Annotated in this window: 12 protein-coding genes; 6 read left to right on the forward strand and 6 right to left on the reverse strand. The window is 63.5% G+C overall.

Annotated elements, in window-relative coordinates:
• Positions 1-113 precede the first annotated feature (113 nt).
• The 3 genes from gmd to EET10_RS08910 all read left to right on the forward strand — a co-directional run bounded on the left by gmd (position 114) and on the right by EET10_RS08910 (position 3,168).
• Positions 114-1,148, forward strand: coding sequence for a GDP-mannose 4,6-dehydratase (gene gmd, locus EET10_RS08900; RefSeq protein WP_036405999.1), 1,035 nt, complete (start codon positions 114-116; stop codon positions 1,146-1,148).
• Entirely contained in the window at positions 1,145-2,107 is a 963-nt protein-coding gene (locus EET10_RS08905; protein ID WP_036405997.1) for a GDP-L-fucose synthase family protein, read from the forward strand. The genes gmd and EET10_RS08905 overlap by 4 nt, the downstream gene beginning before the upstream one ends.
• Before the next feature lie 173 nt (positions 2,108-2,280).
• Positions 2,281-3,168, forward strand: a complete 888-nt coding sequence (locus tag EET10_RS08910; RefSeq protein WP_036405995.1) for an FkbM family methyltransferase — start codon at positions 2,281-2,283, stop codon at positions 3,166-3,168.
• Between the two features lie 10 nt (positions 3,169-3,178).
• On the opposite strand, the gene EET10_RS08915 is transcribed toward EET10_RS08910, so the two are convergent.
• Positions 3,179-4,003, reverse strand: coding sequence for a class I SAM-dependent methyltransferase (locus tag EET10_RS08915; protein ID WP_051490716.1), 825 nt, complete (start codon positions 4,001-4,003; stop codon positions 3,179-3,181).
• 106 nt (positions 4,004-4,109) lie between these two features.
• Positions 4,110-5,099: a Gfo/Idh/MocA family protein gene (locus EET10_RS08920; protein ID WP_036405993.1), complete on the reverse strand. Its 990-nt coding sequence runs from the start codon at positions 5,097-5,099 to the stop codon at positions 4,110-4,112.
• A gap of 485 nt (positions 5,100-5,584) precedes the next feature.
• On the opposite strand from EET10_RS08920, the gene EET10_RS08925 reads away from it, so the two are divergent.
• The gene (locus EET10_RS08925) at positions 5,585-6,229 is read left to right on the forward strand and encodes a class I SAM-dependent methyltransferase (RefSeq protein ID WP_051490715.1); all 645 of its coding nucleotides are present in this window, start codon (positions 5,585-5,587) and stop codon (positions 6,227-6,229) included.
• Between the two features lie 49 nt (positions 6,230-6,278).
• On the opposite strand, the gene EET10_RS08930 is transcribed toward EET10_RS08925, so the two are convergent.
• Together EET10_RS08930 and EET10_RS08935 are read right to left on the reverse strand one after the other, a co-directional pair.
• Positions 6,279-7,268 carry a Gfo/Idh/MocA family protein gene (locus EET10_RS08930; protein ID WP_036405990.1) on the reverse strand — a complete coding sequence of 330 codons (990 nt, stop codon included), beginning with the start codon at positions 7,266-7,268 and terminating at the stop codon, positions 6,279-6,281.
• 134 nt (positions 7,269-7,402) lie between these two features.
• Positions 7,403-8,296 (reverse strand): FkbM family methyltransferase, encoded by an 894-nt coding sequence (locus EET10_RS08935; RefSeq protein ID WP_036405988.1) that lies wholly within the window; start codon positions 8,294-8,296, stop codon positions 7,403-7,405.
• Positions 8,297-8,764: 468 nt separating this feature from the next.
• Between EET10_RS08935 and EET10_RS08940 the strand changes: the two genes are divergently transcribed.
• Positions 8,765-9,856, forward strand: coding sequence for a glycosyltransferase family 4 protein (locus EET10_RS08940; RefSeq protein WP_063467824.1), 1,092 nt, complete (start codon positions 8,765-8,767; stop codon positions 9,854-9,856).
• 99 nt (positions 9,857-9,955) lie between these two features.
• Here EET10_RS08940 and EET10_RS08945 read toward each other — a convergent pair whose 3' ends face one another.
• The gene (locus tag EET10_RS08945; protein WP_036405986.1) at positions 9,956-10,690 is read right to left on the reverse strand and encodes a glycosyltransferase family 2 protein; all 735 of its coding nucleotides are present in this window, start codon (positions 10,688-10,690) and stop codon (positions 9,956-9,958) included.
• Between the two features lie 54 nt (positions 10,691-10,744).
• Positions 10,745-11,476 (reverse strand): FkbM family methyltransferase, encoded by a 732-nt coding sequence (locus EET10_RS08950; RefSeq protein WP_051490714.1) that lies wholly within the window; start codon positions 11,474-11,476, stop codon positions 10,745-10,747.
• Positions 11,477-11,840: 364 nt separating this feature from the next.
• Here EET10_RS08950 and EET10_RS08955 point away from each other — a divergent pair, with 364 nt between their 5' ends.
• On the forward strand, positions 11,841-13,193 hold the full coding sequence (locus tag EET10_RS08955) for a condensation domain-containing protein (RefSeq protein WP_036406082.1): 1,353 nt from the start codon (positions 11,841-11,843) through the stop codon (positions 13,191-13,193).
• Positions 13,194-13,200 lie beyond the last annotated feature (7 nt).

The following is a 13,200-nucleotide window of genomic DNA, read 5'->3' on the forward strand; positions in this document are numbered from 1 at the left end:
CAAGCTGACGGCGACCCCCGCCGCACCGGCCAAGGCATAAAAGGAGTGGAGACGGCCACGATGGGATGCCGCAAATGTGGTGACAAGCAGGCACCCACAGAAGCGGGATTCCGGTGAAGCGGGCGCTGATCACCGGAATCACCGGCCAGGACGGCTCCTACCTCGCCGAATTGCTGCTCAGCAAGGGATATGAGGTCCACGGGCTGATCCGCCGGGCTTCGACGTTCAACACGGCGCGGATCGATCACCTCTACGTCGACCGGCACGACCCGCACGCGCGTTTGTTCTTGCACTATGGCGATCTCACCGACGGCACCCGGTTGGTGACGCTGCTCAGCACCATCGACCCCGACGAGGTGTATAACCTTGCGGCCCAGTCGCATGTGCGCGTCAGCTTCGACGAACCGGTGCACACGGGCGACACCACCGGCATGGGATCCATCCGGTTGCTCGAAGCCATTCGGCTTTCCCGGGTGGAATGCCGCTTCTACCAGGCGTCCTCGTCGGAGATGTTCGGCGCCTCGCCGCCGCCCCAGAACGAGCAGACGCCGTTTTACCCACGATCACCCTATGGCGCGGCAAAGGTGTACTCGTACTGGCTGACGCGCAATTATCGAGAGGCATACGGACTGTTCGCGGTGAACGGCATCTTGTTCAACCATGAGTCACCGCGGCGCGGTGAGACTTTCGTGACCCGAAAAATCAGCCGTGCGGTGGCACGGATCAAGGCCGGCCTCGAGTCCTACGTCTACCTGGGCAACCTCGACGCCGTTCGCGACTGGGGGTATGCGCCCGAATATGTCGACGGGATGTGGGCCATGCTGCAGCAGTCCGAGCCGGAAGACTTCGTGCTGGCGACCGGACGCGGCTACACGGTGCGCGAGTTCGCCCAGACGGCCTTCGACCATGCCGGGCTCGACTGGGAGAAGCATGTGCGATTCGACGAACGCTATCTGCGTCCCACCGAGGTGGATTCGCTGATCGGCGACGCGACCAAGGCCGCCCAATCGCTGGGATGGAAGGCGTCGGTACACACCGCTGAACTGGCACAGATCATGGTGGACGCGGACATCGCGGCCCTGGAGTGTGAAGGCAAGCCGTGGATCGACAAGCCGATACTCACCGACCGGGCGCGCGGAAGCCAATGAACGCCTCGGCCGGCGTCCTTGACCGCGCGTGCCCGGTGTATATCGCCGGGCACCGCGGGCTGGCCGGGTCTGCGTTGTTACGCAGATTCCAGGCCGAGGGATTCACCAATCTTGTGGTGCGCTCACACCAAGAACTCGACCTCACGGATCGGGCCGCGACATTCGATTTCATTCTGGAGACCAGGCCCCAGGTGATCATCGACGCCGCCGCCAAGGTGGGCGGCATCCTTGCCAACAGCACCTACCCGGCCGACTTCCTGTCCGAAAACCTACAAATCCAGGTCAATCTGCTGGACGCCGCCGTGGCCGCGCGGGTGCCGCGGCTGCTGTTCCTCGGCTCCTCATGCATCTACCCGAAATTCGCCCAGCAGCCCATCAAGGAAAGCGCGCTGCTCAGCGGTCCGCTGGAGCCGACCAACAATACCTACGCGATCGCCAAGATCGCCGGCCTCCTTCAGGTCCAGGCGGTCCGCAGCCAACACGGCCTGGCCTGGATCTCTGCGATGGCAACCAACCTGTATGGACCCGGTGACAACTTCTCGGCGTCCACGTCGCACCTGCTGCCGGCGCTGATCCGCAGGTATGAAGAGGCCAGAGCCGGCGGCGTGCCGAAGGTGACGAACTGGGGCACCGGAACTCCGCGCCGCGAACTGCTGCATGTCGATGATTTAGCGGACGCATGCCTGTACCTGCTGGAGCACTTCGACGGACCAAACCCCGTCAACGTCGGAACCGGCGTCGACCATACCGTGCGGGAGATCGCCGAGATGGTGGCCGGCGCGGTGGGCTACAACGGCGAAACCGACTGGGATCCAACCAAACCGGACGGAACGCCACGCAAACTGTTGGACGTGTCGGTGTTACGGGACGCGGGTTGGCAATCCCGGATCGCGCTGCGTGAGGGCATCGAGTCCACGGTTGCGTGGTATCGGGCCAACGCCGGCGCGGTACGGAAATGAATGTTGACCGGTTCTTAGCTGCGAGTCGGTGAGGTGGAGGCCCCCCGAAATCTGCCTCCGCGCCCATTGTCCGGAAGGTTCCCACTCCGCGGCCCGGCGTTGTGTCGTTGTCATCGTGAACGCTGAGTTCTGGCCGGGGACCACAACGTTACCGACGACGAGATAGGAAATAGGTGAATCTTCTCGGCAAAGTTGCTATGTGGGTAGAGCTGTTGAGCAGCGGTGAGGGCAAGCAACGCGTTCTCATCGGACGGGAGTTGGCTTGGCGGGTGCGAGAGCTGGAATCGATAAACACATTGACCGAGGTGGAATTCTCGGTATTCAGCCAGTTTGGCGATGACGGGATCATTCAATGGCTGATCCACCGCCTGCCGGGCATCAGTGAGACTTTCGTCGAGTTTGGGGTCGGGTGCTACCAGGAAGCCAACACCAGGTTCCTACTGCTGAACGACAACTGGAGTGGGCTGGTCATGGACAGCTCCAAACGCAACGTCGATGCCATCAAGCGTGATCGGATTTCGGTGCTCTATGACCTACAGAGCAAATGCGCACGCGTCACAGCCGAGAACGTTGACCAATTGATGTTAGAGCACGGGTTCGAGGGCGACATCGGACTTCTGCACATCGATATCGACGGCAACGATTACTGGGTGTGGAATGGATTAACAGTCGTGAGTCCCACCATCGTTATTGTCGAATACAACAGCGTATTCGGAGTAGAGCGCCCGATCACCGTCCCCTACGATCCGAACTTCACCAGAGGACGCTACATGAATCAATATTTCGGCGCGTCCTTGTTGGCTTTCTGCGACCTGGCCCAATCCAAGGGATACGATTTCGTCGGCAGCAACAGCGCGGGCAACAACGCTTATTTCATCCGATCCGACCTGGCCCACGGCCTCAAGCCGCTGACCGCCGCCGAAGGCTACGTGGTGTCGAAGTTCGTTGATTCCCGCGACGCCAAGGGTCGACTGAACCACCTGCGCGGGAAGCAGCGGTTGGCTGCACTGCGCGGGGCGCCGGTGGTCAACACAAGGACGGGCGCCGAAGAGCAGCTGTGATGAACAAAGGTCACTCGGGCTTACGCAGCACAACCATGTCTTGGTAGGCGGTGGAAGCCGTTCTGCCGCACCAGCTTCCCCACAACACATCACCAACCTGTTCGAGGCCGGCGTCGTGGACGGCTTGATCCCAGTCTTGCTGAGGAAGTGCGATGGCAGCCTCGGGCACGAACGGGGTGATCACGATCAGGCCGTCGTGCTCCCGAAAGGGCAGAGCCGACTTGCCCTGCGCAACCAGCGCCTCAGACTCCTGATTCCACACATAGAGGGTGAGCAGCGCGCGCCCGCCGGGGGCAAGTACTCGTGCAGTCTCCGCGAGGTAGCGAGCCACCTGCGGTATAGGCATGTGGGTGAAGAGCGACGACGCGAAGGCCAGCTCGAAACTCACGTCGGGGTAGGGGAAGGTGAACTTCTCGGCCTGGACCGTGCCCTTCGGGTTGTACATCTTGTTGTAGATGTCCGCGCGCTGGAAGCGGAAGTTGGGATGCGACGCGTAGTGCTCCGAACACCAGCGAACTTCGGCGGCATTGATATCGAAGCCCTCATAGCGCCCCTTGGCCGGGTCGAGAAATGTGGCCAACGGACGAGCCACGCGGCCCATTCCGCAACCCATGTCAAGGACGCGAAAGTGCGGTTCAAGCTGGCCGTAGTCGCGCAGCAGGCCCAAGAACTCGTCACCAGATTCGCGAAATGGGCCGGGCGCCGCGGGGTTTCGAGACCCGCCGCCCACCATGCGGCGCGGTGGGACCAGCGGGTCGCTACGGCCGTTGAGCTTGTCCAGCACATCACTTGGGGCATAGCGCACAAACAGGCCGGCCCTGATCAGGAGGGGCACCGGGACAAATCTGAGGAAAGAGTCAACAAGCCGGGACGCAACCACGTGGCACAACGTACACTGCGCCCGCACGGTGGCGCCAATTCGAGCCGCCCCGGATGAGCGTTCAGGTCGGCTTGCGCAGCGGGAGGCCGGCAGCACGGTAGATCGCGTCGATGACCGTCATGTTCTCGACCGCGTCCTGCGGGCTCGTCTTCACCGGTTCACCACGCAGCACCGCAGCGGCGAACGCGTCGAGCTGATACGCGTAGGAGGTTCGACGCGGAAAACGCTCCACCCGTTTCCCGTCGGCCGATCGGACCGTAACGCGATGGAAAGACTGCGGCAATACCGGATTGACTACCCGCAACTCGCCCAGGTCGCCGACCACTCGGGCGCTGATCCGTAACAGCTCAGTCGACCACATGGAGCAGCGCACCCGGCCGGTGTGTCCGTCGGCGAACCGCACCTCGGCCGTCATGGCGCGGTCGATCTGCGAATCGCGCAGTTTCGCCTGCGCGGAAACGACTTCGGGAGTTGAACCGCCGAAGGTGCGGACCATGTGGACCGCATAGCACCCGGTTTCCATGGTCGCGCCGCCGGCCAGCGAGTAGTTGTAGCGGATGTCGGAGAACTTGGGCAATGGTAAGCACAGGTTGGCTTCCACTCGTGTCAGCTTGCCCAGCTCGCCCGAGGCGATGATCTGCTCAATGCGCAGCGCCAGCGGGTGATAGGGATAGTGGAACGCCTCCATCACCGCCCGATCCGATTTCGCGGCCAGTTCGGCGATTTCGCGTGCCTCGGCGGCGTTGGCGGTGAACGGCTTTTCGCACAGCACGTGCTTGTCGGCGGCCAATGCCGCCCGGGTCCAGCGGCCGTGCAAGCTGATTGGCAAGGGGTTGTAGACCGCGTCGAGGTCCGGGTCGGCGACGAGCGAGTCGTAGCTGTCATGGACCCGGGCGATACCGTGCTTGGCGGCGAAGGCCCGGGCGCGCGAGACATCGCGTGCGGCCACCGCAGCCACCACGACCTCGTCGTTTTCCTTGGCGGGCGTTAGCAGGGCCAAGGGCGTGATACGGGCTGTGCCCAGGATGCCGATCCGGACCTGTCGAGACACGGGCCAGACGCTAACAGCCGGCTTGAGTTGGCGACAAGAAACGGTTTGGCCGCAGCCATAGATCGCGATCTTGATGGCTGGCGCCTGCCGGCGGCAAGCCGTTTGAGCCGCCGCCGATAAATTCTATCTATCGCAAGATCAATTTTAAGAATTGATCCGTCCAAGCGTTGGCGCGATAGTTGCTTCCGACGGACGACCGCCCGGTAGTGCAATACCGGCCGATCGGATCGGACGGGCAGAAAATTTGCCTTCTGAATGACAGAAGACGGCTTGCATAGCGGATGGATTGAACGTCTTGCTGATGTTGCGAAAGACCCTCTGGAAGGTTGGGCTCAATGCGGTGCCGCATTTGTGATTCAAGTACCCGGCAGGCGTTTACTCACAAGGTCCTTGACAAATACGATTGCACATATTACTTCTGTGCTAATTGCGGTGGCTTGCAGACCGAAGATCCTCATTGGCTAGACGAAGCGTATGCGAGCCCGGTGACATCTGCTGATACCGGCCTTGTTTTTCGGAACAACTACCTGGCGCGGTTGACGTCGGCGGTTCTCCTCGTTCTGTTTGATCGTCGTGGCCGGTTTCTCGATGTCGCCGGGGGTTACGGCATTTTCACCCGCTTGATGCGAGATGTCGGTTTCGACTATTACTGGACGGACAAGCACTGCCCCAATCTGACCGCACGGGGCTTCGAAGCCGATATGCATCCGGGCGGCGGCCGTTACACGGCAGTCACCGCCTTCGAAGTGATGGAGCATCTCGCTGATCCAATCGCATTCGTCGCGGAGCTGCTTGAAAATACGGGCACCGACACCATTATTTTTACGACGGAACTCTTCGCCGGTGAGCCGCCGGCGCCGGAGGCGTGGTGGTACTACACGTTCGCCACCGGGCAGCACATTACCTTCTATCAAAGACCGACGCTGGAACTCATCGGAAAGCGCTTCGGTATGCATTTTTACAGCTCCGGCATTCTGCACATTTGGACCCGACAGAAAATCAATCCGATCGCGCTGCGAATTCTTACCTGGCTACCTGTCGCGAGCGCCCTTTACTTATTGCCGCGGGTGGTGCTGGGTTCTCGGACGTGGGCGGATCATGAGAGCCTGATGCGGAAGGGTGCAGGGTAGGCATCACGGGATAGTAGATGCACCCTGCTGAGCCGCCCCGGATGAGCGTTCAGGTCGGCTTGCGCAGCGGGAGGCCGGCAGCACGGTAGATCGCGTCGATGACCGTCATGTTCTCGATCGCGTCTTCGGGGGTGGTCTTCACCGGTTCGCCGCGCAGCACCGCGCCGGCGAACGCGTCGAGCTGATACGCGTAGGAGGCGCGGCGGGGGAACCGCTCCACCCGTTTTCCGTCGGCCGATCGAACCGAGAGCCGATGGTAAGAGTGTGGCAACACCGGGTTGAGCACACGCAGTTCGCCTTTGTCTCCGACGACGCGAGCACTGATCTGTATCAGATCGGTCGACCACATCGAGCAGCGCACCCGGCCGGTGTGTCCGTCGGCGAACCGCACCTCGGCCGTCATGGCGCGGTCGATCTGCGAATCGCGCAGTTTCGCCTGCGCGGAGACCACTTCCGGTGTCGAACCGCCGAAGGTGCGGACCATGTGGACCGCATAGCACCCGGCGTCCATCGTCGCGCCGCCGGCCAGCGAGTAGTTATAGCGGATGTCGGAGAACTTGGGCAGCGGGAAGCACAGGTTGCCCTCCACCCGGGTGAGCTTGCCCAGTTCGCCCGAGGCGATGATCTCCTCAACGCGCAGCGTCAGCGGGTGATAGCGATAGTGGAATGCCTCCATCACCACGCGACCGGAATTCGCGGCCAATTCGGCGATTTCGCGCGCTTCGGCGGCGTTGGCGGTGAAGGGCTTCTCGCACAGCACGTGCTTGCCGGCGGCCAAGGCCGCCCGGGTCCACCGACCATGCAGGCTGTTCGGCAAGGGGTTGTAGACGGCGTCGAGGTCCGGGTCGCTGATCAGCGCGTCGTAACTGTCATGTACCCGGGCAATGTCGTGCTTGGCGGCGAAGGCCTGAGCACGCGATGCATCGCGTGCGGCCACCGCGGCCACCACCACCTCGGTATTTCCCTTGGCGGGTTTGACGAGCGCCAAGGGGGCGATACGGGCGGCGCCCAGGATGCCGATCCGGACCTGTCGAGACACGGACCGACGCTAGCACCTGACGCGGGCCCAGGACGCGGGAAGGACGCGGAAAGGGCTTGGTACGGCAGTCGCCGATGAGAACCCTGCCGGTGAGGACGGTGCCTGCCGGCAACGGCGGTGACTGTGGCTATTCCTCACCGGTGGGAGGCGAAGAGCCGGTCCAGCACGGCCCGGCCCGCGCGGTCGTCGTCGTGCACGACCGCGACGTCCCAGTAGTGATATCCGCGTTCGGCGTACCGCCTGTCCAGCACCGCGGCCATGGCCGGCACCTCATCGATCGACAGAGCCTGTACCGGCCTGCCGAAGTTGTCCCAGATGCCCACACACGAGTACCCGGCGGTCTGCAGCTGCCCCCACACCACGGTCGGGTCCGGCGCCCCGGCCATCCGGATCAGTTCCGGGTAATACTCGAAGAACAGCACCGGCCGGGTATCCGCGTAGGCTCGCGCGAGCGCCGGGACCAGAATCGTGTCGTAGCCTTCCGTGTCCGATTTGACCAGCCTGATCGGCGGCAGTTCGGGGTGACGGTTCGGCAGCTCGGCCACGGTCAGCGCGGCGGCCGCCCCGCCGCTGCCGCCCTGGGCGAAGCGGGTGTCGCCGCCCTTTCGGACCGCGCCGAGACCGGAGGCTTTGGCAGCGTCGGTGAGCAGCAGGCCGAACTCGATCACGCAGCGGTCGTCCGACCCGACGTTGCGCTCCAGGTACGGCAGGTACTCGGGGTCCCCCTCGATGCAGAGGATGCGGGCGTCGACTTTGGCGAGGAGTTGCCTGGCGGAGTCACCGATATTGGCTCCGACGTCGATGACGCCCAACGGCTTGTCGGTCGCGGCGAGGCCGACGGCCAGGTCGATCAGATTCTGACCGTAGGTGGGGAACAGGCGGGCGTAGTCCGGAAGCCGGTGATACCACGGCATCGCCAGTGAAACGCCTTGCACGTCGCGGATGACGGTGCGCGTGCCGAACCAGTGACGAACCGTACGGTAGGAGAGTTCCAGTGCGAGTTGCCTGAACAACTGGCGATAGCTCATTGTTTTGCGTCCAGATCCACCCGCAGATGGTAACCGACCTTTGGGGTGCGTCTGCCTTTGCCGCAGAGAGCCCCGGGTCGCGCAGCCTTGACGCAGCGCAGTCACGTGCAGGCGGTAGCTGCGACAGACAAACCGGCGACGGCACCCGGTGGTCACCTTCCGCACCGATGTCGGCCCGGTTCGAGGGTGTCGGCGGCTCGCATCGGGAGCCGGTGCGATAACGATATGCCTTAGGGCAGAAGATTTTTCGTGATCGATAGGCCGCACCTCGACGACGCGGCCGGCATCGTGAAGCCGGGGGGCGCCGCGGCCGGGTGGGTTGGCTCGTTCATCGCGGCGACCGTGGCGTACCTTCTGATTGTCCTTCTTCCGGGCTTGACGATGCCGCGGGAGATATCCAGGAGGTTTGATGCTTGTGCTGTGCCGGATGAGCGCTGTCGTCAAGGCAATGGTGGGCGCCGAGCGCTTATGAAAGTCGCATTCGATCACCAAATCTTCGCCATCCAGCGGTACGGCGGTGTGTCGCGGTATTTTTTCGAGCTGGCGAGCCGCCTACCTGCCGACACGGTGTCGGAGGTGTCCGTCGTCGCACCTTTCTATATGAACGCCTATCTAGCGGCTGAGTCCGCCCGCGGCTTCACTCATGGCAAGTATGTGCCGTTCACCTTCAAAGGCGCACCGGTCCTTGTCGAACTCGCGAACCAGTTAGCGGCACCATTCGCGTGGTCGAAGTCGGACGCGGACATCCTGCACGAGACCTGGCACCCCTTCAAGCCCGTCGGTAAGGCGCGTCGCCGGGTTGTGACCATCTTCGACATGATCCACGAGCTGTTCAAGCCGCCCATGGCTAAACTCGCGATCGCCGCCAAACGCGCGTCTGTCAACCGCGCCGACCATGTGATCTGCGTCTCCGAAAGCGCACGCGACGACCTGGTGCGTCTCTACGGCATCGACCCGGCCCGCACCAGCGTTGTGCACCTTGCCTGTTCGCTGCCCTTGCAGGCGAACACCACGACTGTCGACAGCGGCGGGCGCAGGCCCTCGCTGCTTTACGTCGGGCGTCGTGGGGGATACAAGAACTTCGCCACGTTGCTGCGCGCCTACAGCAGTTCGCCGGTATTGCGGGATTTCGAGTTGATCGCCTTCGGCGGCCCCCCCTTCCTGCGTGACGAGCAGAAAGAGATCAGCCGGTTGGGAGTCACCGACCGGGTGCGCTTCGAATCCGGGTCTGACGAGGAGCTGGCGGCGCGCTACCGGACAGCCGCCGCATTCGTCTATCCCTCGCAGTACGAGGGTTTCGGGATCCCCCCGCTCGAAGCGATGAGCCAGGGCTGCCCGGTCGTGTGCAGCAATGCGGGCGGAATTCCAGAGGTGGTCGGGGATGCCGGCGTCTTCTTCGATCCGGATAACCCCGAGGAGCTGCGTACGGTTCTGGAACGCGTGGTGACGACGGAGAGCCTGCGCGCCGATCTGCGCGAGCGTGGCTATGCACGGCTCCCGATGTTCTCCTGGGACAAGAACGCAGCGGAGACGGCCCGGATCTATCGCGAAATACTCTGAGCCGCTGCCCTATCCGACGTTGTGATGCCGGTCGCGGCGATGTCTGGTCGAATCACCTTGGGGCTACAGGGCATGGCTTTTGCTTGGTTTTGGCCGGACTCAGTCACCGCGAGCGCGCCACTTCATCCACCAGCGCGCCGCAATGATGACCAGCCTGATGCCGAATCTGGTGGTGATCGGCAGCCGCTTGAGAAAAGCCTTGTCTACGAAGGTATTACTGAGTCCGCCCAACTCGTTGAAGCGGGCGACGACGACGTCCATGTGCCGGGTGACGAGTGCGGGGTTGGAGAAGCAGCGGATATTGAAGTCCCAGTCCGCCAGCGACCGGTAGCGCAGGTTGTAGGGGCCGATGCCGCTGAAGAGCTCACGGCGGTAAAAGATCGACTGATGACAGATGTTGCGCTTGAACAGCAGGCGATCGAGGTCGAAGGCGCCACCGTAGCGGAATTTGGTTGAGCGCATAATCACGTCGCCGTACACCAGATCGCTGTGCTCATGTTCGCCGATGAAGGCGGCCACCCGTGCCAGGGTGTCCGCCTCGTACAGCGCGTCGTCGGCGCCAAGAAAGAGCAACCACGTCCCGGTAGCCAGGCTCACGCCGCGGTTCATCGCGTCGTAGACCCCGCGGTCGGTGCCGGAACGGACGACCAGGCGCGCGCCGAAGTTGGGGGCAAAGCTGTTCGCGATATCGAGGGTTGCATCCGTCGAGCCGCCGTCGACCAGTATCAGCTCGAAGTCCCGGAAGGTCTGGTAGGCGATGCTCTCGAGGCAAACCCCTAGCGCCGAGGCCACGTTCAGGGTGGGGACGATGATGGAAAACATTGGTGCGGCCATGGCGGCTTTCGTTGTTTCAGCAGCTGTCAAGCCGGCCTCGCGCAGCGGTTCCAGTCAATTGGCATCACGGAAGAAGATACCGTCGGCCTGCAACATTCGACCATTACGCGCGTCGATGAAACAGGGCAGCAACCCGGTCAATGTGAAGCCCAATGAATACACGAGATCGAGTGCTTCCGGAATGAGCATGCCGCCTTCATACAACGGTGCGAAGGAGAGTTCGAGTTGCATCCCGACACATTGGTCATTGACGGTCGACTTGCCACCGTCGAGCACCTGCTTTTCAAATCCCTGCACGTCGACCTTGAGAAAAGCCGCACCGTTCGGCCGTAGAAATTCCGGCGCCACGGAATCCAATCGGTGAATCGGCGCCTCCTCGGTGCCGACATAGTTGGCCGGGGGAAAGGCCTCCTGGTGCCGCGTCAGCATGGGCAACACCGAACTGCTTTGACCGGCGTTTCCGGCGACATTGACCGAGACCGTCCCGTCGGCATCGCCAAGCGCACACTGCCGGCAATGCCAAAGCGGATCGGTTGCCGCTTTTCTTTCCAAAGCGGTAAACGGCCGGGATAGCGGTTCGAACGAGACGATGCGGCCTTTGTATCCCGCTCGGCGGAGGCCTTTGGCGTATTGCCCCGTGTTGGCTCCGACATCAAAAACGACATCGACCCGACGCAATTCGAGTTGTTTCACAAACTGGTGCCTCAGGTCCCGCTCGGAAAAACGGCGCGGCACTTCGAAGGCGGCGCTGCGCACGATGAATCGAGCAAGGTCCGACAAATGCACCGTGTGACACTAACATGCCCGTCGGCCTGACTCGCTTGGCCGGCGCCAGGGCTGCGCGGCCGGTGATCGGGCTTGTTGTCGACAACGGCGAAGGCGGTGACCCCGTTGATGTCGAGCAGCTCGAGCGGTGAGGCGCGCTAGACTACACCGCGGCAACGCGAGGTGGTTGCGAACTTGCCCTCGAGTTGGCGATACCGCATCACGCGGCGCCGAGCCGCCCGCACATCGCTTGATCATGGTGTGGTTCTTGGGCTTCCGCGCGGCAGCCGTCGCCCGATTGGGGGGATGCAGTTGGGTGCCGGGGGTTCGGGGCGGTAAGGACCGGCTCGCACCGAGTGCGGCTGAAGCGAAGGGACTTGTCGCCATGAGCAACGTGGTCGATCTACTCGACCAGACGTTCTTTGCCGCCGAGCGAGCGACCGGAACCTTCAACGTGCTGCAGTGTGTCTGGGTGTACAACCGCGAGGTCGACATCGAGCGGCTGCGGCAGTTTCATCACCATCTGCAGCGGGGACGGTTGGCCCGCCGAATCGAATGCTCACCCCTGCCGTTCGGCCGCCATCGCTGGGTTTCGTCCAACGGCCCGACCGACCTCGAGATCGTCGCGGCGCCGCGGCCTCGTGAAGAATTCGACACCTGGGTCCACGAGCAGGCCAGCGCGCCCCTGGACGCCGAACGGGGACCCGAATGGCGACTTGCGGTGCACCCGTTCGTCGGCGGCGGGGCGGGCGTCAGCTTGGCCATCTCCCATTGCCTCACCGACGCCGTCGGGCTGTGTGAGGCGGTGGCGGACGCGGCCTGCGGCCGCGACGAGCAGATCAGCTGGCCGGCAGCCGGGTCACGCCGGCCGTGGGAAGCCGTGCGCGAAGACGCTGGCCAAGCCGTGCGAGACATCCCCAGCATCGCCCGCACCGTGGCCGATGCGGCACGGTTGGCCCGGCATCGCCGCAGCCATCCGGAGGCGGCGGCGCCGCGACGTACCAGATCTGTCGCGCAGCTCGCCGCAGCGGACCGGACCGTCAAGTTTCCGGCAGCGACGATCCTGGTCGATGCCGAAGAATGGGACGCCCGCGCGCAATCGCTGGGCGGGACCAGCAACACCCTGCTCGCCGGTTTGGCGGTCCGCCTCGCCCAGCGATTGGGACGGGTCGCCGCAGACGGGTCGGTCACCGTGGGCATACCCGTCAGCGAACGCACCGCCGGTGACACTCGCGCCAACGCGGTCACCAAGGTCGACATCACCGTCGACCCCGCCTCCGCGGCGACCGACTTGCGTCAGATCCGCGCCGCCACAAAGAAAGCGCTGATCCGGCGTCAGCAGCTCCCCAGCGAGCAGTCGGTGCTGCTGCCCCTGGTGCCGCTGTTGCCGCGGTGGCTGGTCCGGCGAACGGTCGGCGCGGCGGCCGGCAATGTCTCATCCAACATCGGGGTGGTCAATCCGGCCGCCTGCCGGCCGGACGGAACCGACGCCGACCACTTCGCCGTAACGGGTTTCTGGGGGGTGAGCACGTCGGTCATGGACCGCAGCGGCGGATATCTGGGATTGCTGTCGGGACGAACGTCTGCCGAGGTCTTCGTGTCGGTCCTCGCCTATCAGCCGGGTCGGTCCAACTCGAATGACGAATTGCGCCAAGACCTTTCGAGCACACTGTCGGAGTTCTCGCTCGTCGGCACGATGGGCTGGGGATGCCCCGAGCCGGTCGGCGGGGCGCGGTAGGCCCGGG

This window comes from Mycobacterium pseudokansasii (genome assembly GCF_900566075.1).
GTDB classification, from domain to species: domain Bacteria; phylum Actinomycetota; class Actinomycetes; order Mycobacteriales; family Mycobacteriaceae; genus Mycobacterium; species Mycobacterium pseudokansasii.

Excerpts from the sequence above, each read along its gene's own strand:
- EET10_RS08955 (WP_036406082.1), top strand. The coding sequence starts at position 11,841 with ATGAGCAACGTGGTCGATCTACTCGACCAGACGTTCTTTGCCGCCGAG.
- EET10_RS08945 (WP_036405986.1), bottom strand. The coding sequence starts at position 10,690 with ATGGCCGCACCAATGTTTTCCATCATCGTCCCCACCCTGAACGTGGCC.
- EET10_RS08940 (WP_063467824.1), top strand. The coding sequence starts at position 8,765 with ATGAAAGTCGCATTCGATCACCAAATCTTCGCCATCCAGCGGTACGGC.
- EET10_RS08935 (WP_036405988.1), bottom strand. The coding sequence starts at position 8,296 with ATGAGCTATCGCCAGTTGTTCAGGCAACTCGCACTGGAACTCTCCTAC.
- EET10_RS08905 (WP_036405997.1), top strand. The coding sequence starts at position 1,145 with ATGAACGCCTCGGCCGGCGTCCTTGACCGCGCGTGCCCGGTGTATATC.